This window comes from Ralstonia flatus (assembly GCF_958439105.1).
Taxonomy (GTDB): domain Bacteria; phylum Pseudomonadota; class Gammaproteobacteria; order Burkholderiales; family Burkholderiaceae; genus Ralstonia; species Ralstonia flatus.
In genome coordinates, this window is sequence record NZ_CAUDLI010000003.1 from 1 (window position 1) to 18,491 (window position 18,491).

The window sequence follows — 18,491 nt, forward strand, 5'->3', positions numbered from 1 at the left end:
GGTCTTGCACGCTACCACAGCCGACCCAGAGCAAGTATGGCTTTCGCTGAACGACCAGACACCATCCCCAATCTTCAGGAATAGCCTCTTCCACAAGGCGGCCTTCCGCGATTAAACGGTCACGTAGCCATCGAGCAACTTGCCGACCGTAGCATGAAGGATTCGTTTGCTCATCTTCGCCCGGCTCTATCTCGAACCGGGTTGAGCGAAACCAGAATTGCTGTGACTTCATCGGTTTACCCCCTATCGCTGTCCTGCAGCCGCATTTGTGGGCCACTTTCCCGCAATATTGCACCCTCCCCCCAACCAGCCGTATACTCGGCCTGTCGCCGGAAACACCGGCACACGGGATTGGCGTCCCGAATACCACAGGCGCACATAGCCGCGCCTAGCATCTTCACGCGCGGCTTTTTGTTTGCGCACGTCTGGCACTCCTATGGTGGCGCCGGGCGGGAGCCCCTCACGGGGCGCCGGTTCCTGTGGTCCGGTACGCCAATCCCGTTCGGTCGCCACCACCTCGATTGGCGTCGGGGAGTGGCGGTATCAACCGCACCACAGGAATCTGCCATGATTGGAAATCTCAGCAGCGCGTCCGCGCTCGCCCCTACCCCGAACACCTTCAATTTCGAATCGCATTCGGTGCGCATTGTCATGCGCGACGACGAACCGTGGTTCGTCGCAGCCGACGTTTGTGCCGCGCTTGAAATCGCCAACAGCCGGGATGCGCTCCTGAAGCTGGATGCCGACGAAAAGGGTGTCGGTTTAACCGACACTCATGGCGGCCGGCAACAAGTCGGCATCGTTTCGGAGTCCGGCATGTACGCCCTGGTCCTACGCTGCCGCGACGCCGTGAAGCCCGGCACCGTGCCGCACCGCTTCCGCAAGTGGGTCACGTCCATCGTGCTGCCCGCCATCCGCAAGACCGGCCAGTTCACCGCACAACCGTGCATCGACGCCGCGCCCGCCGCCGCCCGCACACCCGCCGACCTCGCCAGCCTCTACCCCGCCGACGTCGAGCGCGCGCTGCAGTTGCTCAACAAACACATCTACCAGGCAGACCGCTACACCGGCATGCTCATCGTCCTGCAGCACGACGACGCCAAAGAGCCCGTCGTCATCTCCGCCGGCAGCTATCGGCACAAGCGCGCCCGCGCGCTGACTGACTTTGCGCGCGCGTCGGTGCAGATTTCGGATTTGATTGAGGCGGGGGTGTAGAGGGGGTGGGATGGGCTCGCATCGCAGAGCGGCGGTGCGGGCCGGACCGCCCGTTATTGGCCGAGGGCAGCCGGTGGCTACCGAAGCTGAAACCGCGTTCGCAGTGGAAGTTCGGTATCGCGATTTGCGTCCAGAAGATTCACTTCGACTGACCAAGTCCCGGCAGGGTCACCCGGGTCCCCAGAGAAGACCATAACTTGCGTCGACATGTAGACATTCGTGGCTTTACCAGAGAGTCGGCCCGAATAGCAGGTCTGGTCTTTCAAGGCGAGCGCGACCTTTCCATTTGGGTCAACAACCCGAATATCACATTGCACCTTCGCCTTGCCACTGTCATCCATCGATGGATTCGCGAAGAGACTGAGAATGTAGACCTTCCTTCCATAAGGAACGACGTCAGCCTCCTCGAAGATCGGTACAGTCTCCGGCGGGGTGCTCCACTTCTGCTCCCAATCAGCGTCAGTGGTTGCCACCAGAAACCCGCCGAAGCCGTTCTTGGACTTCAATGACTCCGTTTCGACCACCGGATTGCCGCTTCTATCACGCCAGAAGGCGGGCTGGGATTGAGCCGCGCCCGCCCAGAGGAGACCCAAGAATAGAAGGAAGCAAAGTTGTCTCATCGAAACCTCTTTTCCGTCGATGATAGGGCGAGCAATGTGCGCATTTGCTGCCCTGTCTGGCCCAGCAACGCATTGACCATAGCGCGACCGGGCTCTTGATTCAGTGCTCCGTTTTCTCTACCCCTGTTACGGAATTTCGCCTACGTGCTGCCTAGTTCAAATGCACTCTCATGTCCGCGCGATCTGCTCGCCCTGGTCACGGCTGAACACAACGACCCGCCCCCTCTAGCGCCTTCTCCCTCCCCTGCAAATACCTCAGTTTCTCCGCATCCCGCTCCGCCCCGGCGAAGAGATCGACAAGATCCGCCGCATCCTCTCCAGATAACTCACATCGGCCGGTGGCTCCATCGCCCAGGCCGAGGCCGGGCTGATTTTCACCTGCGCCGGCACCGGCGTCGGGCTGGCAACGGGCGCGCACTGACATCCGTACATCACCTGCAGCAAGAGCGCGCTGCAGACGCGTGTTTTCAGCGTTGGCACGTTGCATCTCCGAGAAATGGGTACGGTCGAGCGCGTCGAGCTGCTCGGTAAGCCGCCGGTGCTTGTCGATGGCAGCCTGCAGCGCGGTCACGACGGTATCGACGGCGGCCTGGCGCTCGATGGCGTGGTCGCGTTGCATCTGCGCGATGGTCTTGTCGTAGCGGTTGGCTTGCCAGGCCCACGCGGCTGCTGCAGCCACCGCTGCCACTGCCAGAAGCCGGACGGTTGCGAAGTTCATTGGCTTTGCCTTGTCGGATGATGTGGGTGACCCACAGCCCCGCCACGGCCAGCGCGCAATGCAGTTGCACGGTGGCGATGTCGGGGGTGGCGTCGAGCGCGGCGGAGGCGCTGCCGAGCGCGCACAGGGCGACGGCGCCCAACAGCAGCGCGCCGCGCAGCCCGTGCGGAATGGCCTGCGTGAGCGCAGACCACGCCGCACCCGCGCAGATGGCCACGAGCGCCACGATGTCGATGGCGGTGAGCACGTCGTGTTGGCTGAGCGTCATTCCTTGCGGCCTCCCATCCAGCGTTGGGCTGCCTGCTGCAGCCAGTCGTGCACCAGGCGCCGCAGCGCCGGAAGCTCGCCGTATGCGTAGCCGACGATGGTCAGCCCGAACACGCCGGCGATGAACTTGATGGCGTCGGACTCCAGCCCCGCCGGCACGTGCCACAAGCCAATGACGCCGTTGCCGAGGTAATGCGCGCACGCAATGCCCAACAGCAAGGACGCCACGCGCTGCACGGGCGTACCCGGAATGAACCGCAGCGACACCAGCGCACCGGCCGCGCCCGGCAGGATCGTGTCCACCACGCGCAGCAGCGTGCCCCAACCTGTCTGTTCAGCCATTCATGCTCCCAATGCTTGTTTGGCGACTGCCCAGCGCGTGCGGCGCGGCTCTGCGCCTTCCATGGCCGGGCCGTTGATGCGGCGCGTGATCTCGTCGAACTTGCCGGCGTCGGCCAACTTGCCCAGCCCGAAGGCCCACCAGTACCAACCCGCCGAGAGCGCGGCGTATTCGTCCCGCTCGAGCAGCTCGGGCCGCGCAACGAGGTCGAGATCCAGCGCATGGCCGCATTCGCGGTAGTTGGCCAGGAAGGTGATTTGCTTGAGCCCGCGGCCCCGGTATCGCCAGCCGTCTCCGCTGGCGGCATCGCCGTTGCCGTAGCGGTTGGCGTAGGCGATGTTGGCGATGCGCTGCTGCCGCTCGAGCGGCACCACGCGCTCGCCCGGCTGACGGCCCAGCGTGGCGGCAAGTGGGGGCGTCACGCGCGAGAACATGGCGGGCAGCGCTGCAACGGCGTAGTTGAACGATTCCGTTACGCGGGTGAAGCCGCCGGACTCGTGCCCGATCTGCGCGATAAACGCCGCCTGCTGCGCGAGCGTGGAGATGCCGAAGCGCATGCACGTCGCCTCGATGTGCGGCCACCAGCGATCGGCGAGCGCAGGCGGCAAGGCTGCAGCCTTGCTGAAGGTGTGTTTGTTCATGGCTTGGAAAGAAAAAGCCCGCCGGGTGGCGGGCTGTTTGGGATGCGGTCGCGATTGCGAACGCGTGTGTCTTATTGCTTGGGCGGCGCAGGAATGACCAGGTTGGTCACCTTGGCTGCCTTCTTGGCTTTGCCCTGCCCCGCCTTGGCCTTGCCGCTATTGCCGCCGTTCAGGCTCACGTTCACCAGCCAGCTTTTGTTGGTGTAGATGTGCGTGACCGTGTCGGCCAGGTAGTCGCCGTCTGCCTGGGCTTTGAAGCCTTCCAGGCGCAGCGTTTTCTCGGCGCTGATGTCGCCGCGGCCCATCATCTCCAGTTCGCCTTCGGCGGTGCTGCGGTTCATGTCTTGCAGCTTGGCTTTGGCGGCGGCTCTTGCGGCTGGCAGGCTGGCGTGCACGTGTCGGTCGGTGTGCGTGGCCTGCGCGGGGCCGCCGTCGGGGGCTTCCGGGTTGGGGATGTACAGATCGATCTTGCGGCCGGTCTTGGCGTCGTGCGCGCGGGTTCTGACGCCGCCAACGCTGCTGCGGTCGGGAAACGTCAGGCGGTAGCGCGTGAGGTCGGACGGGCGCAGCACGATGGGCGCGAGCGGCTTGCCATCGGCGGACTTGCCACCTCCGCGCGGGGCGACAATGAGCCGGCCCCCCTTGACCGTGGCGGTGCCGCCGTACTGGCGCGCGAGCCGGGTGATGAAATGCAGATCGCTCTCGCCAAACTGGTCGGCGCGGTCGATGCGCGCCTCGATGGTGCAGGCGGCCTTCCAGCCGTGTCGGGCAGCTACGCTTGCCACGATGGCGGCGAGCGTGGTGCCGGTGTAGCTGGCGTTGCGCTGCGCCTTGGCCGTGGCGCGCATGTCGGCCGGCTTGCCGCGTATGACAAGGGTGGCAGGCGGGCCGCTCAGCTCGATCTCGTCAACGGCGTACGTGCCGCGCGTGGATAGGCCCTTGCCGGCCCAGCCGAACGAGATGCGCAGCTTGGCGCCCTTGGGCGGAAAGGCGATCTTACCATCGCGGTCATCCAGGCGGATCTCGCAGCGGTCGGCTTCCATGCCGGGCTTGTCGGTCAGGCGGATCTCCAGCACGCGATCGCGCAGCAGCGCGGTGATGTCTTTGCCGTCTGCCAGGACTTCGAATTGGGCTTCCATGCGCTACGTCCAAAGCTGGATGGGTTCGTCACGCGCGGGGGCGAGATCCGGCAGGAAGATCTCCACGCCGGCGGCGTACGGTTGGCGCCGCGCGGCTAGGCCCGGGTTGGCATCGAGCACGGCTTCCACCGTGCCGGCCAGCGTGCCGTATGCGCGGTAGCAGAGCACGTCCAGCACGTCGCCGTCAGATGTTCTGATAGTCATCGCCATAGCGTCGGAACTCCAAGTCGAAACCTTGTTTGCGCGGTGTGCCATCGGCCAGCAGCCCGTCTTGTTCTTCGCCTACGCGGTCGAGGAAGTAGCGGCCAAGCACGTCGCCCGAGCCGGTGGTCAGTTGCACGGGCTTGAGCGCAGCGCCAATGGCGCGCAGGCGGTCGAGCTGCCCTGCCCCCGCACCGGTGGCGGTGAAGATGGCGCCGGACACGGTGATGGTGTCGCCGCCAGCGCCCACAGCCTGCAGTGCCTCTTGCCGCTGGATGCGTTCTTGCGCGGCGATGTTGTAGCGGGTCTCGCGGCGCAGGCGGTCGTACGCGGCTGTTGAGAGCCCGAACTGGAATTGCTCGCCGTCATCGGTCGACAGCACGAGCAGGCGTTCGGTGGCGCCTGCGGCTTGGCCTGCGCCGAGCATCTTGTCGGGGCCCAGCGCGTAGCTGGGCACCAGGCTGCGCACGTTGGGCGTGACGGCGGGCAGCACGGCATCGAGGCGGCGGCGCACGGTTGCCAGTGCATCGCCGGTGGTTTGCGCGGCGCGCAGGACGGATGCGAAGCGCTCGCCGGCGGCGGTGCGCTGGATGGCGCCCAGTGCGGCGTCTGTCAGGCCAAGGGCACGCTGCGCCGCGCCTCGGGCGGCCGTCACCCGGCCGGTACCGCCGATGGCCTCTCCGGCGGCGGCAAGCGCGCTGCTGGCTGCTGTCAGGTCGCCCAAGGCCTGCGCCTCGCGCCGCTGGGCGTTGGCCTGCCCGGTGCCGTTCGGCTTGTCGATCAACCGCTCCATCTGCCGGACATGCTCGGCAGCGCGCGCCGCATGCGTGGCCGCTGCGGATGCGAACTTCTGAAAATCCATGGTGTATTCCGTTACACGTGCGAGCCGTCCGACATGGCGGCCCGGCGTTGCTGCGCGGCGTATTCGTCAAACTGGCGCCGCAGGTGCGGCATCAATTCCGCCGCGAGCTGGCGCGGGTCTTTGACGTCGCCGTTGACCGTGAGGTCGATCTTGGGTGCGAACTCGAACCGCTGGTCGACCTGCAGCGGCGGTGGCCGCGGCGCATTGGCGACCGCGCTGACGGTGCCGAGCGCTTCGGCGGCGCCGGCGGGCAGGACGGGCGCGCTTGCTGGTGCCGCGGCCACGGGCTTCTTGTCGCTGAGGGCACGGTCGGCCAGCGCCGTGCTGGCCTTGCCGCCCAGGTACGAACCGAGCATGCCGCCGAGCAGCCCGCCGACAACGGTGCCGATGGGCCCCGCGATGGCGGTGCCGGCGACGGCGCCGATGGCGCGGCCTGCAGCGCCGCCGGCAAGTTCGCCGGCCAGGCCTGCGCCGATGCCAGCGATGGCTTTGGCCTTGTCGGCCTTGGAGCCGGGGCTCTCGGCCGCTTCTGCGCTTGCGATGCCGGCCGTGCCGACCAGCGCCAGCACGCCAGCGACCCCGCCGATCTTGCCCAGCTTGGGCGCTGCGCCTTTCAGGAAGCGGCCGGTGGTGCTCAACACGCCGGGTGCCTTCGCCGCCGGCGCCACCTTCGCGGCAGTGGCGGCGACTTCGGCCGCACGGCCAACGCCGGCGGCCACGGTAGACCCCCGCGCGATATCGGACACGCCCTTGCCGATCTTCCACACAGCGCGCCCGGTCCTGAACGCCAGAATCGACGCGAGCACGCCACCGATGGCGACGGTGGCCTTGGGCGATTCCGCAGCCAGCTTGCCGACGGATGTGCCGGCGCTGGCAGCGAGATCCGCGACCGAATCCGTCACAGGCTTGAGCGCGTCGCCAATGCGGCGCATGGCTTCGTCCCACGCCTGCCCGACCTCGGCCCATTTCTGTTTGGAGCTGGCGCGGCGGTCTTCCAGGTCTTTCTCGATCTCGCCCGCCGCCTTGGCGCCTTCGCGCTTCAAGCGCTGATACAGGTCGGCGTTCTGCATGTAGGCCGTGAGCGCGGCCTTGACCTGCATGTCGTTGAAGAGATCGCCCGTTTTCATGGTCTCTTCAAACGCGCGCATTTGCGCGTCGCGCTTGGCGGGGTCGGATTCGCTGTTGAACTGCTTGGCGGCCGCGGCAAGCTGCTTGGCTTTCTCCGGATCGGCCTGCTCGATGTAGGCGCGGGCCAGCACGAAGGACGCTTCCATCGTGCTCCAGCCCTTGCCAATGGCCTCGCGCATCTTGGCTTCGTAGTCGATACCGGCCTTGGCGTAGTTGCCTGCCGTTTGGGCGCTACCGATTTTGGAGAACCAGTTCTTGGTGTTGTTGGCCGCCTCGTCGGCGCTGCCGGCGGTTTTCATCTGCACCTGCAGCAGCGCGCCAAGCTGCTCGACAGAGGTGTTGCCGACAATGCCCAGCTTCTGCATGTCGGCCAGCAGCACGGGGAACCAGCGCGCCATGTCGCTCGATTCGAACGAGCCTTCCTTGCCCTGAAACGCGATGGTTTCCAGCGCCTGCGCCATCTTGGCGGGGTCGTTGATCTTGGCGTTCTGCTCGAGCGCCTGGATCATCCGCGCGGTTTCTTTCGGGTCTGCGCCCTGGCTGACGGAGAACTTGCCCACCAGCGGCGCGAACGACAGCGCGCGGTCGAGATCCATGCCCGCCGACACCATCTGGTTGACGGCGTCTGCCAGCACGTTGCGGCCGATGCCGCTTTCTCGCGCGGAGGCAGCAATGCCGCTGCTCATCTCGCGCTCTTTGTCGGTGCGTGCGGCACCGGCCTTGATGGCGATGTCGCGGATGATGGCCTCGTAGCCGGCGGAGACGGCGGTCGGCACCGCTGCCGCTGCGACAAACTTGGTGGTGTCGCCGATGGTGTTGCGCAGGCGCTCTCGGCCGTCTCCAAAGGCCTCTGCGCCCCGCGCACGCAGTTCGAGCCCGCGTGCGGTGCGGCCGAGGCGTTGGTACGAGCGGTCGAGGCGGTCGACCTCGAACCCGGCGTCGCGCAGCGCGCGGGTGTTCTGCTCGATCTTGCGCCGCACCTTATCGGCGGCGCGATCGCCAGCGGCGTGCAGATCGCGAAACTCGCGCTGCAGGCGCTGGGTTTCGCCGATCGTGTTCTGCCAGACACGCGCCTCGCCGGCGCGCTTCTTGAGGGCATCCAGCTTGGTGCCGACCTCGTTGACGGCACGGCCCAAGGTCGAGCTGACCGCGCCACCGATGAGGATGCCAAGTGCAATGTCTTGTGTTGCCATCCGTGCTCCTGCTAAGTGGCGCTGCGTTGCTGCGTCAGTCGGTCAACCACCAGACCATGTCGTCGACCGTCATGGCGTCGATCTCAGACGGGCTCACGCCCAACGCCAGCAGGCGCTTGGTCAGCAGCTTCACCTCCCGCATCGGCACCCTCGCGGTCGGCCAGCAGCCGAAAGTAGCCGCGCTGTACGCGCTGATAGTCGACGTAGGTCAGGCCCTCGATGTCGTTCTGGCCGGCGGTGGCCAGCGACGCGAACAGCAGGATCTCGCGCAGTTCTTCATCGCCGCCCGCCTGCTGGCCGGCGACGCGCATGTCGCGCACGGTCGGCTGGCGCAGCGCGAGCGCGTCGACCTTGACGCCGTTGACGACGGCGGGAAACTTCAGCTTGATGGTGGTGGTTTGCATCGTGGAGTATCTCTGGTGGGGCCTTACAGGCCGATGGCGGCGCGCACTTCAGCAAGCTGGTCAACGCCGTCAATGACGCGCTTGCAGCCCAGCACGTCGATCTCGTGCCAAGTGCGGCCGTCGATTTCGAGCTTGTAGTAATTGACGCTGACGGAGTACTTGGATTCGGACTTCTCGCCCGGCTTCCATGAACCCGGATCGACCTCGTACAACATGCCGCGCAGGACGAGCACGACGCGTCGCGTCTTGCCATCGGTCGTGCGCAGCGCGCCACGGAAGGTGCCGTTAAAGGCGTTCTGATCGGCCAGACCGAACAGCTTCAGCACGGCGGGCGCCACCGTGACCAGCGAGAACGAGGCTTCCATGGCCTCCATGCCCATGTCCAGCTTGACGGCCGCATCCATGCCGCCGGCGCGGTAGTCCTCGGTCTTGATCTTGAGCTTGGGCGGGGTAACTTCGGTGGCCGTGCCGGCGAGGTTCGTGCCATCCACGAACAGGTTGAAGTTGTAGAGTGTCTCGGGTACCAACATGCACCTCCGTTATTTGGTGTCGAGCACTTCGGTCAGCCACTCGTTGGTGACCTCGAAGCGGAAGATCGGGTTTTCTGCCGGGATGACGTCGGTTAAGCGCACGTTCCACACGACGCTGCCCTGCTCGATCCGGCTGGCGGTGTTGAGCACCGGGTCTGCGTAGACCTCGAAATTGATGATCGCGCCCGCGTTGCGCTGGTCGCGCATGAACGCGTGCAGGCCTTCGGTGACGTCGTGGACGTACGTTTTGGTAATGCCGCGGTCGATGGCCCATTTGTGGCCGGCCTGCGCGGCATCCATGAGGATGTCCAGCGTGCGCACGCGGGTGATGAACGTCCATTTCGGATCTGCCGACAACGTGCGGTTGCCCCACAGGCGGTAGCCACCGTCACGGATGATGGTGGCGATGCGCGCCTCGTTGAGCAGGTTGGCGCGGCAGGTGGGATCGTTGTCGAGAAACTCGATGGGCCGGCCGGTGCCGGTGATGCCGACGAATTCCTTGTTGGATGGCGACGCCCAGTAGCCGTATTCCGCATCGGTGTAGGCAAACAGGCCCGCAACGAAGGCAGATGCTGGCGCGTCGACCTCTGCGTTGGCGGTGGTGTCCCACGTGCGCACGCCGGGGTCGACCATGTACAGCCGCTTGGAGCCGAAGTTCTTCGCATACGCGAGCGCGGCTTCATCGGTGGTGGCTGGCCCCTCGATGATGCCGATGGCGCGCAGCTTGTCGGCAAGGCCGTCCATGGCGGTTGCCACCGGCTGGCGCGAGGAAAACTTGGGCGCGATCAGCAAGCGCGGCTGGACGTTGAAGCGCGATTTGGCGTCGAGCATCGACTGCAGGCCGGTGCGCACGCCGCCGGCCGTGACGCCGCCGATGATGCCGGAGGTGAGCGCGTTGGCGTCTTTGGACTCCGCCACGCCCGTCGCGACGATGACTGCCGAGGTGCGGGCATAGATGGCGTTGATGGCGCGGGTGATGGCGCTGTTCTGGCCGAAGGCCTGCGCGGCCTCGCGCGGGTTGGTGATCTGCACCGGCACATCGGCCTGGGCGAGATCTGCGCCGGGGGTGTAGGTGTCGACCAGGCCGATGATGGACGACGACGGCACGGCAATGGGCCGCGGGCCGCTGTCGACAATCGTGGTGGTGATGCCGTGGAAGAATGAAGATGCCATGCGGCTCCTCGATGGGAAGTGGGAATGGAAATGAAAAAGCCCCGCACGGTGGCGGGGCTTGGTGGTGCGTTCGGGATGCAGCGCAGGTGCGGACGCTGTTGCCTGTGCTAGTCGGCGCTGAGGTTGAACGTCACAGGGCCAGCTGTGGGCACCGTGACCTCCTTGGTCTTCAGCTCTTTCCCACCGCTGTAAATCCGCGCGGTGTATGTGCCGGCTGGGACGTTATGCCCCTGGCCGAGCGATGCGTGGCCGTTATGACCCCACCGTACCTTATCGATGGTGACGGCAGCTTCGTGGATGTTTTCTTTGTTCGCGAGATTGACGATGACTGTTGTCATGACAGCTCCATTGGACGAGCGTTGAACAGGTCGCCATCGACGCCGGAATCAGATATTTGCATCGATGACATTCGCTACGGTAAGGAGCGGCGGGTCGGTTTCCTATGGGGCTTGCGTCATGTGTCGGAGGTCTGGGTCTCGATGCTTTGCGCGTTCGAGGGCGCCTGATCAGAGACCGCCTCCGGGATGTCCGGCCAGGTGAAATCGCCAGGGAAGCCGGGTTGATCTGGCACCTGGCGCAGCGCCTGCCGATATTGGCCGACCTGCTGGGCTTTGGCCGCGTCGCCGGCATCCATGGCCTTGTAGAACATGGCGTCGGCTGCGATGAGGCGACGGTCCCGCTCCTCGCGGGCGCGCTGGCCCAGCACGTGCAACCGTGCGGCATCGCCATGCTGCTCGATCAGTGCGGCGACCTCTTCGTCGGTGGGCTGGCCGTCGACGTGCCACGCGATGATGCGCGCGGCTTCGAGCTGCTCGCCGGTGTCGCGGCACATCTTCTGGCCCACCCAGAAATCGACGCCGTGAACGAGGTCGGAGTACTTCTGCTGCAGACAGAAAATCAGTTCGTCATGTGTGATCACGAGGCTCATCCTCATTGGTTACGCAGTTTCACCGCGCGGAGGTAATGCAGGTAGAAGGTGTTGCGCAGGCCGACGAGCACATAGGGAGCCGGCAGGTCGGCGGTGCCGGACGATTCGCCGGTCGGGACCGCTCCGAATTCGGTGAGGGCCGTGTCCCATTGGCAGACGGAATTGGCGGCCGCCTTGCTGCCGGGGTCGAAGTTCCACGTGCCCCAGACATTGCCGCCGTCCCATCGGGTGATGTTGTCTTCGTCAAAACTCCACGCGAGCGTGCGGTTGCCGATGTGGAAGGAAATGCGCGGCGAGCTGGTCGGACTGCCGCCCGAATAGCAGTCGATTGCCGCCAGATGGCGCGTTCCCCACTGTGTCCAGCGGATGCCCATATAGGCGGCGCCCATGCTTGGTGTGTCGATCTCAACGCCGGCGTGCGCGTCTGATTCCACTCGAGATAGGCGCCGCCGAGATTCGAAGTTCCCCATAACGCACCGACCCTGAGTGGGGAGGAGCCGTAGGTGGCACCGAAGATCAGCCCCTTGCCCTCTGCCAGCATGCCGCCATCGGCAGTCAGCGGGTCCTTGAGGTTGTTTGTGTCGTACGGGGTCGCTCCGCAGAAGACCGGGCGCACTGCAAACATCATCTTGCCTGACGCATAGTCGACATAGAACGGCTGGCTCCTGTTCGTGCCATCAGCGTTGTAGCCGTTGAGGACGAGGTTGCCATTGGGGCCGACCATGAACATGCGCCAGATGACGGTGTCGCCGCCAAACTCCAGAAAGCCGCGCCCGTCGTTGTTGTACGCCGGCAGGTTCACGTTGGACTGCGTTTTGACGCTTGCCGCCGTCAGCATGCCGGGCACGACAAAGTTGCCGTTGCCATCGACCCAATAGAGGCGGCTGAAACTGGCGAACGAGCCGTCGGGCGAGGTGTTGCGGTCAAACACGAGCTGGCCGTTGCTCGACCCCATGCGGAACCGGCCGATGGTAAGGGGCTGCTGGCTGTCGGTGAAGCGCAGCTCGTTGGACGGGCCCGTCATGTCGATCGGGCCTGTCATCTCGCCGCCGGAGCGCGGCAGCGCATCGAATGCCAGCTCCCGAGCCTCGTCGACGGCGCCTTGCAACTGTTCGACCGATTCCTTTGTGGCGTAGCGCTTGTCGTTTTCACCCGTCACCGCCGTGCGTACAGCGGTGACCTGTTCGTCGACGTATTCGCGCGTGGCGACGACGATGGACGGATCGACCTGCAACGCGATGTTTCCGGCCGCTTTGTGGATCAGCATCATGCGGTAGAACTGGCCGCGCCCGGAACCTTCCGCAAGGATCGGTTTGTAGCTGGGCGGGACATTGGCGACCGCAAAGAGCTCGCCGTCTTCATCGAACAGCCCTAGCTCGCGCACCCACCATCCGCCCACCTCCTCGGGCAGATAGATCTCCGCGATGACGATGCTGGGGTTCTTCGGGTCGGTGACGAGGCGATTCAACGGCCGGCGCAGGCGCTCGCGCACAAGCGCGCGCTGTTCAATGCTTGGCGTGACGTCGGCATCGGTTCCGCCATCGATGCCGCCGTCGCCCACGGCCATTTCCGTGAGCGGGACCATCGTATTGGAGACCAGCGCGCGGGCCATCTTGGCCTCGCCAGCCTCCGTCAACATCGCAAAATACTTAGCCATTGGATACCGTAATGATTTCAACAACGTGAGCCGCCGCGGCGGAGTGGGAGGCAACGTCTGCGCCGACAAACGCGGGCATGTGCGGATACACCGTGACCGTATCGCCCTCAAGGCAGGCGGCCTGCGCGCCCACGTGACCCGCGATCTCTGCGCTGACGCTGAGGCGGGACACGTGCCGCGACAGTGGGCGGACGTCGTCAACGATCTGCTCGATCTCGCTGTAGCCGGCCTCCGAGAGGCCGGTGCTTTCGATGCCGACGTCGAGCGCGAACGTGCCGCGCGGGCCGGGTGGATCGGTCTGCCACCATTCCTGAATGGTCAGGCGGTAGCCGAGCGGCTCGATGGCGCGACGCAGCGCGCCGGCGGTGCCCTTGCGCTGGTGCACGGCAAACGCATCTCGCACGACGCGCCGCTTGACCTCTTCGGGCCAATTCGCATTCCAGCGGTCGACCGAGCGCGCGCTCGCCAGGTAGGGCAACAGCGGCACCGGGCACGTATCCGCATCCCACAGTTGATTGAGCGGAACGGGTGTATCCAGCAAGGTCAGGATGGTCTGCGCCAGCGCCCGTTCAAGCGGGGTGGCGTTGGTGGGCAGCAGCGTCTTGTCACTCATCCGCACCCCCGACAACGACGTCGATGCCTGTGCAGTAAGACGCCTCTGTCAGGTCGACGATGATGTCTTCTGCTGGCTCCGTCACTTCCACGCGCTGCACGCCGGCCACGTGGGCCGCGGCGAAGATGGCGGAGCGGCGGACGTCTCGGCCGATGCGGCGTTGCTCCTGCGCGTAGGCGTGCAGCCGTTCCCACGCGGCCGCCACCATGGGCTCGGCCTCCGGGCCAGGGTAGTGGTACAGCACGATACGCAGCCGGTACGGCAGGATGCGCGCGGCCTGTACGGTCAAGCGGTCGGCCAGCGGGCGGACGTCTTCATCGCTCAACGCCTGCCGCACGCGCTCGACAAGCTCGTCAGACGCGGTGCCGTCGCCTTCGTTGCTGAGCACCGAGACGATGACTTCCGCCGGCGCCGGCGAGATGGCGCGCGCGTCTGCCACGCGGCCGTCTGCGGCGCGTGCGTGTAGCTCGTAGGCTGCGCGCGGGCCTGCGACGGACAGGCGCTCGAAGGCGCCCTGTGCGCGCGTGCGCAAGCTGGCTTCGGATTCCATGACGGGCGCGACCGGTGGAAACGCTTCCGGATCGCCCGGCACGGCAACGAGCCGCTTGGTGTCCAGCCCGGCGGCGAGATGTTCGAGATCCGCGCCGACTGCAAAGCCGAGCATGGTTGACCGCGCCGAGTCGTTCACGTGCGCACGCTGTTGGACGTCGACGTACGCGAGCAGCTCGATCAGCTTGACCACCGGGTCAGATTCCATGGTGGCCGACCACTCGGGGCACAGCGCCATGAAGGTCGCAAGGTGCCGCTGGTAGGTCGCCTCGAAGTCGAGTGGTTCAACGACGTCGGGCGGCGGCAGTGCGGACAGGTCGATTACGCTCATGACAGTACCTTCAGATCGACAGCCCGTTCGTTGTAGACACCGAGGACGTGCCAGACGACTTTGCCGTCTTCAATGCCCTCCACCTGCACGCGTGAGAGGCGCAGGCGCGGCTCCCACCGGGTGATGGCGCGGGCGGCTTCTGCCTGCGCTGCCGCCACCCAGCCGCGCGTAATGGGCAGGTCAACGCGGTCGGGCAGATCGCTGCCGTATTCGGGCCGCTCGCGCCGGGTGCCGCGTCGCGTGCTGAGGATGTCGGTCAGGCTTTGCAGCAAGTGGTCCATGCCGGAGAGCAGCGCCCCGGTGCGTCTGTTCATGCCGACGACAGCCATGGCGCGCCCTACTCTGCTGCGCGCTCGAAATCGGGATGGCGATCGAGCCACGCGATTTCGTCGGGGTCTGCAGTGGCCACCTCGCCACCCTGCACTGCGAGGACGCCGCCGGACGGGGGCAAAAGCGTTCGCGCCTTGAACTTGGTATCGCGGTAGGTGACGGGCAATTGCTCGGCAGGTGCGGGCTCTGCTGTGCTGCGTTGCGTGGTTGGCGTTCGCGCCATGGCGCCTCCAAAGAAAAAGGCGGCACATGGCCGCCTTGGGATTGATGAGTGCTGAAGCTAGAACGGCTTGCCGACCGCTGCGCCGTCGCCCTGCTCCATGTGCGAGTGGCCGCGCAGCGATACATCGCCTGCAACCACGTCGTCGGTGGCTTGGATACCGCCTTGAATGGCGACAGCGGTGCCGCCGGCGGCGCCCTGCCCGGTCAGCCCGCCGAGGAACGCCAGTGCTTTCTCCACCATGGCATTGCCGGTAAAGGTGGACGCCGGCACATCGGCGAGCAGTTGCGGTGCCTTCAGCTCGGCGCCGTCGCTGCGCAGGGTGAGAGACGTATCGCCGACCTGCAGGACGATCTGCCCGCCGGCCGGAACTGCAAGCCGGTATTCGTGCGCGGCGTGGTCGTAGTGCTCGCGGGCGCCGTCCGGGTAGTCGGTGGCGGTCAGGTCTGCCGATTGGCCGTTCGCGCCGCCGTGCTGGTCGGTGTAGAAGCCGGCCAGGACAAAGCCGCCTTGCAGACAGCCCGACGGCGAGACGAGCAAAGCCTGCTCGCCCGGCGACGGCGGCCGCCATTCACGTACGGCGCCGGCGGCACGGGACCACCACGGCAGCCAGTCAGACGTCCAGTCAGCAACGGTGACAGTGCAGCGGGCGGCAGCGACGTCCACCTGCGCGATGACGCCGGCCTGCACGATGCAGGCGAGGCGCCGGTCGGTTTCACCCGCTTCGTAGCGCATAGTCGGCATTGGTGTGGCGCGGCTGCATGTCGAAATCGACGGTCGTGCCGCTGGTGTCTTCAAACGCCCACTCGGGCGGCCCAAGGTCGAACTCGTGTCGCCATTCGGCGGCAATGACGCTGTAGCCGTCGAGATCGGGCCGCATGCCGTCTGCGTGGAAGCCGTCGCTCTCCAGCTCGGCCATGGTGACGGGCAAGCCCCACGTCTGGTGGTGCAAGACCTTGATGAGCCGCGCGGCGAGTGCCCACATGGCGGCCTCGGCGTTCGGCTCGGTCGGGTCGCCAACGACGCGCAGCTCGATCACGATGTTGATCGCCGGTTGGCCGGTGCCGGGGTCGGTGCCCGGGCGCAGCGCGCCGACATACAGCAGGATCGCGGGCAGCGGCATGCTGTCTTCGATTTCAGGTGCCCAGCCAATGAGGGCGACGTCGGGGAATTGCGCTTTGAGGTGCGATTCCACGGCGTCGAACAGTTGTTGCAGATCAGCGAGCATTTCGGGTGGCCTTGAGGATCTCGTATTTCACTTCCTGCTCCAGCAGGACCATGAGGCGCGCCTCGATCTCTGCGGCGGCTTTACGGAAGGCGGCTTCGCCTTTGTCTGCCCAGTCGAGCTTGACGCCATCGACGGGCATACGCGCCTTGCCGGCGCGGCGGAAGACCTTGCCGTCGTTTTTGCTGCCACGCTTGCTTCGGTAGATCCACGCGTTGTCGAACCGGTGCCGGCCGACGGACACGCCGCGCCGTGTTTGACGCGGGTTGCCGAGCCGGTGTGCCTCGATGGCGTTGAGGCCGAGCCAGACCTTGCCTTTGTCGGCGCTGCGCAGGAAGAAGTACAGGCGCTGGCGGATCAGCTTCTGCACGACATGCATCTCTGCCGAGACGTGCTTTGCGGTCTGGCCCTTTACCCAGTTGGCACTCTTCTTCAAGGCGCGGCGCCAGGCGTTGCGCATGGCGTCTTTGCCAAGGCTTGCGAGCGGCGCGAGCGCTGCGGCAATGTCCAGCTCTGCCTTTAACGTGACGGACATGGTTCTGGCCTCAGTACGAGTTTCGTGGTGCCGGAGCCGTCGGGCTGCACGTCGACAACGCTGAAGTGCTCGCCCAATGCCTGCAAGCGCGCACGCTGCCGGATGCCCGCCGCGTCGGCGTCACGCAGGATGACGAACGGCTCCCGCAGGCCGGTGCGCTGGCCGCGCAAGGTTTCCACGTCCAGCCACGGCGAATAGAACATGCCCATCACCGGATCGGGGCGCCCGTCGATCTGGACCGCATCCGAGAGTGTCTCGAACACGGCTTCGTCCAGGTCAGCAACGTTGTCCCGGAACGGCATGTCAGGCCGCCTTGCCGGTAGTGGCCGACAGCTTGATCACGGCGCGCGGGCGCGTGCACAGGTGCAGCGGGTTGGACTGCGCTTCCAGCTCGACGGCCTTGCCGAACTTGCCGGCTTCCTGCTTGGCGTAGTACGGCAGGCCGTTGGTGTTGACGGCTTCCATGTAGTCCGCCGGCGCGAAGCGGGTGATGAACAGTTCCGGCACGCCTTCGGGCACGGCGTAGGCTTCGTCGTCGCCGATGTAGCCAACGTTGCCAACGCGACCGCGATAGCGCTCCCACGTGACGCCGCCGAAGTCGAAGGTGTCGCGCGGGTCGCCACGTAGGGCGGCGGCCATCTGGGTGTTGAGGTACGTCTCGCGGATGTCCTTGGACGTCATCAGCTGACGCCAGAAGTTGCGCCCGCACAGGGTGCGCACGCCGGTGTGCGGTGTGGCGCCGAGCGAATCCTCGATCATGTCGAGCAGTTCCAGCGTGGAGGAACGCACGTCGCCGATCAGGATGGGCAGCTGCTGTTGCTTCAGCCCGAAGCGCTCGAACAGGTCGACCAGCACGGATTTGCCGTCGGAGTCGAGGATCTGGCCCTTGATGGCGCCGATGCGGTGGAACTCGTGGGTGGCATCGAGCTGGCGGCGCATCTTCTGCAGGCGCTTGGTCACGACGGTCTGCAGGGCTTCCAGTTCGGTCTCTTCGCCGAACGCGCGCAGGTTCTGCACTTCATCCGCCTTGATGGTGGCGATTTCGGGCAGGTGCACGGCGTTGAACGGAATCACCTGACGCTTGCTGCCGACCACGACCTGACCGGGCGAGCCGCGCTCTGCCGAGGCGACGAGCTGCAGCGTTTCACCGTCGCGCTCGATCTGCGCGGTGGTGACGGTCATGCCCTCTTCTTCAAACAGGCCGAGGGCGGCCAGCCGCGAGGGCGTTGTTTCCAGCTCGTTGATGCTGGCGGTGAGCGCCGTCATGGAAAAGGCGTCGTCATTGAACAGGGCCATATCAGCCATGGTGTTCTCCTGAATTCGGATGTCTGTGCTTAGCGAACGGCGATAAACGCCGCGAGCAGGTCGGTGCGGGCTTTGGCGTCCAGGCCGGTGAGACGGGCCTCGGCCACTTCCGCCAGGCGCACGATGGCGGTGGCGCGGCGATCGGCATCGGAGGCGCGCAGCGGCGCGTACAGGATGGCGGCGGCCTTGCCCTTGGGCGCGGTGCCGTACGGCACGTAGCGGGTGCCGTCGGCATCGCGCTCGAGCAGCTGGCCAGCCGGCAATGCGTCGCCGGCGGCAATGGCGATCTGCTCGCGCGAGAGGCTGCCCGGCGCTTCGGTCAGCAGGAATTCGGCGGTCTGTACGCCTTGTGTCTGGATCTGCATTT

The 18,491-nt window shown here is 65.9% G+C and carries 25 protein-coding genes and 1 pseudogene; 1 reads left to right on the top strand and 25 read right to left on the bottom strand.

Features of this window, described 5'->3' with window-relative positions:
- Positions 1-232, bottom strand: a pseudogene (locus R2676_RS06935) (hypothetical protein); the annotation flags it as partial.
- Between the two features lie 335 nt (positions 233-567).
- On the opposite strand from R2676_RS06935, the gene R2676_RS06940 reads away from it, so the two are divergent.
- The gene (locus R2676_RS06940) at positions 568-1,215 is read left to right on the top strand and encodes a BRO-N domain-containing protein (protein WP_316856947.1); all 648 of its coding nucleotides are present in this window, start codon (positions 568-570) and stop codon (positions 1,213-1,215) included.
- 77 nt (positions 1,216-1,292) lie between these two features.
- Here the strand turns inward: R2676_RS06940 and R2676_RS06945 are convergent, their stop codons facing one another.
- The 24 genes from R2676_RS06945 to R2676_RS07060 form a co-directional block, all read right to left on the bottom strand.
- Positions 1,293-1,835: a hypothetical protein gene (locus tag R2676_RS06945; RefSeq protein WP_316887240.1), complete on the bottom strand. Its 543-nt coding sequence runs from the start codon at positions 1,833-1,835 to the stop codon at positions 1,293-1,295.
- Between the two features lie 196 nt (positions 1,836-2,031).
- The gene (locus R2676_RS06950) at positions 2,032-2,553 is read right to left on the bottom strand and encodes a lysis system i-spanin subunit Rz (RefSeq protein ID WP_316856950.1); all 522 of its coding nucleotides are present in this window, start codon (positions 2,551-2,553) and stop codon (positions 2,032-2,034) included.
- Positions 2,554-2,817: 264 nt separating this feature from the next.
- Positions 2,818-3,162: a hypothetical protein gene (locus tag R2676_RS06955; RefSeq protein WP_316856951.1), complete on the bottom strand. Its 345-nt coding sequence runs from the start codon at positions 3,160-3,162 to the stop codon at positions 2,818-2,820.
- Positions 3,163-3,801, bottom strand: coding sequence for a glycoside hydrolase family 19 protein (locus tag R2676_RS06960; RefSeq protein ID WP_316856952.1), 639 nt, complete (start codon positions 3,799-3,801; stop codon positions 3,163-3,165). It abuts the gene before it with no gap.
- 71 nt (positions 3,802-3,872) lie between these two features.
- Positions 3,873-4,940 (bottom strand): phage late control D family protein, encoded by a 1,068-nt coding sequence (locus R2676_RS06965; protein WP_316856953.1) that lies wholly within the window; start codon positions 4,938-4,940, stop codon positions 3,873-3,875.
- A 3-nt stretch (positions 4,941-4,943) separates the two neighbouring features.
- Positions 4,944-5,150, bottom strand: a complete 207-nt coding sequence (locus R2676_RS06970; protein ID WP_024972597.1) for a tail protein X — start codon at positions 5,148-5,150, stop codon at positions 4,944-4,946.
- On the bottom strand, positions 5,125-6,003 hold the full coding sequence (locus tag R2676_RS06975; RefSeq protein ID WP_316856954.1) for a phage tail protein: 879 nt from the start codon (positions 6,001-6,003) through the stop codon (positions 5,125-5,127). Before R2676_RS06975 ends, R2676_RS06970 begins: the two co-directional genes overlap by 26 nt.
- Positions 6,004-6,014: 11 nt before the next feature.
- Entirely contained in the window at positions 6,015-8,324 is a 2,310-nt protein-coding gene (locus tag R2676_RS06980) for a phage tail tape measure protein (protein WP_316856955.1), read from the bottom strand.
- 83 nt (positions 8,325-8,407) lie between these two features.
- A complete protein-coding gene (locus tag R2676_RS06985) occupies positions 8,408-8,728 on the bottom strand; it encodes a phage tail assembly protein (RefSeq protein ID WP_206275295.1) in 321 nt (106 codons plus the stop codon).
- Positions 8,729-8,751: 23 nt separating this feature from the next.
- The gene (locus R2676_RS06990; protein WP_206275748.1) at positions 8,752-9,255 is read right to left on the bottom strand and encodes a phage major tail tube protein; all 504 of its coding nucleotides are present in this window, start codon (positions 9,253-9,255) and stop codon (positions 8,752-8,754) included.
- A 12-nt stretch (positions 9,256-9,267) separates the two neighbouring features.
- Positions 9,268-10,431 (bottom strand): phage tail sheath subtilisin-like domain-containing protein, encoded by a 1,164-nt coding sequence (locus R2676_RS06995; RefSeq protein WP_206275296.1) that lies wholly within the window; start codon positions 10,429-10,431, stop codon positions 9,268-9,270.
- Positions 10,432-10,538: 107 nt separating this feature from the next.
- Positions 10,539-10,769 carry a hypothetical protein gene (locus tag R2676_RS07000; protein WP_206275297.1) on the bottom strand — a complete coding sequence of 77 codons (231 nt, stop codon included), beginning with the start codon at positions 10,767-10,769 and terminating at the stop codon, positions 10,539-10,541.
- 116 nt (positions 10,770-10,885) lie between these two features.
- Positions 10,886-11,359 (bottom strand): XkdW family protein, encoded by a 474-nt coding sequence (locus R2676_RS07005; RefSeq protein ID WP_316856959.1) that lies wholly within the window; start codon positions 11,357-11,359, stop codon positions 10,886-10,888.
- A gap of 19 nt (positions 11,360-11,378) precedes the next feature.
- Positions 11,379-13,016: a phage tail protein gene (locus R2676_RS07010; protein ID WP_206275299.1), complete on the bottom strand. Its 1,638-nt coding sequence runs from the start codon at positions 13,014-13,016 to the stop codon at positions 11,379-11,381.
- Positions 13,009-13,629 (bottom strand): phage tail protein I, encoded by a 621-nt coding sequence (locus R2676_RS07015; protein ID WP_206275300.1) that lies wholly within the window; start codon positions 13,627-13,629, stop codon positions 13,009-13,011. The genes R2676_RS07010 and R2676_RS07015 overlap by 8 nt, the downstream gene beginning before the upstream one ends.
- Complete coding sequence (locus R2676_RS07020) at positions 13,622-14,509, bottom strand: baseplate assembly protein (RefSeq protein WP_206275301.1); 888 nt, start codon at positions 14,507-14,509, stop codon at positions 13,622-13,624. Before R2676_RS07020 ends, R2676_RS07015 begins: the two co-directional genes overlap by 8 nt.
- The gene (locus tag R2676_RS07025; RefSeq protein WP_206275749.1) at positions 14,506-14,838 is read right to left on the bottom strand and encodes a GPW/gp25 family protein; all 333 of its coding nucleotides are present in this window, start codon (positions 14,836-14,838) and stop codon (positions 14,506-14,508) included. Before R2676_RS07025 ends, R2676_RS07020 begins: the two co-directional genes overlap by 4 nt.
- 8 nt (positions 14,839-14,846) lie before the next feature.
- Entirely contained in the window at positions 14,847-15,062 is a 216-nt protein-coding gene (locus tag R2676_RS07030) for a hypothetical protein (protein WP_206275302.1), read from the bottom strand.
- Between the two features lie 57 nt (positions 15,063-15,119).
- Entirely contained in the window at positions 15,120-15,803 is a 684-nt protein-coding gene (locus tag R2676_RS07035) for a phage baseplate assembly protein V (RefSeq protein ID WP_206275303.1), read from the bottom strand.
- Positions 15,775-16,287 carry a hypothetical protein gene (locus tag R2676_RS07040; protein WP_206275304.1) on the bottom strand — a complete coding sequence of 171 codons (513 nt, stop codon included), beginning with the start codon at positions 16,285-16,287 and terminating at the stop codon, positions 15,775-15,777. Before R2676_RS07040 ends, R2676_RS07035 begins: the two co-directional genes overlap by 29 nt.
- Entirely contained in the window at positions 16,277-16,819 is a 543-nt protein-coding gene (locus R2676_RS07045; RefSeq protein ID WP_206275305.1) for a phage tail protein, read from the bottom strand. The genes R2676_RS07040 and R2676_RS07045 overlap by 11 nt, the downstream gene beginning before the upstream one ends.
- Positions 16,804-17,121 (bottom strand): head-tail joining protein, encoded by a 318-nt coding sequence (locus R2676_RS07050; RefSeq protein ID WP_206275306.1) that lies wholly within the window; start codon positions 17,119-17,121, stop codon positions 16,804-16,806. The genes R2676_RS07045 and R2676_RS07050 overlap by 16 nt, the downstream gene beginning before the upstream one ends.
- A 1-nt stretch (position 17,122) precedes the next feature.
- The gene (locus tag R2676_RS07055; RefSeq protein ID WP_206275307.1) at positions 17,123-18,124 is read right to left on the bottom strand and encodes a major capsid protein; all 1,002 of its coding nucleotides are present in this window, start codon (positions 18,122-18,124) and stop codon (positions 17,123-17,125) included.
- A 29-nt stretch (positions 18,125-18,153) separates the two neighbouring features.
- Positions 18,154-18,489 (bottom strand): head decoration protein, encoded by a 336-nt coding sequence (locus R2676_RS07060; protein WP_206275308.1) that lies wholly within the window; start codon positions 18,487-18,489, stop codon positions 18,154-18,156.
- Positions 18,490-18,491: the final 2 nt, after the last annotated feature.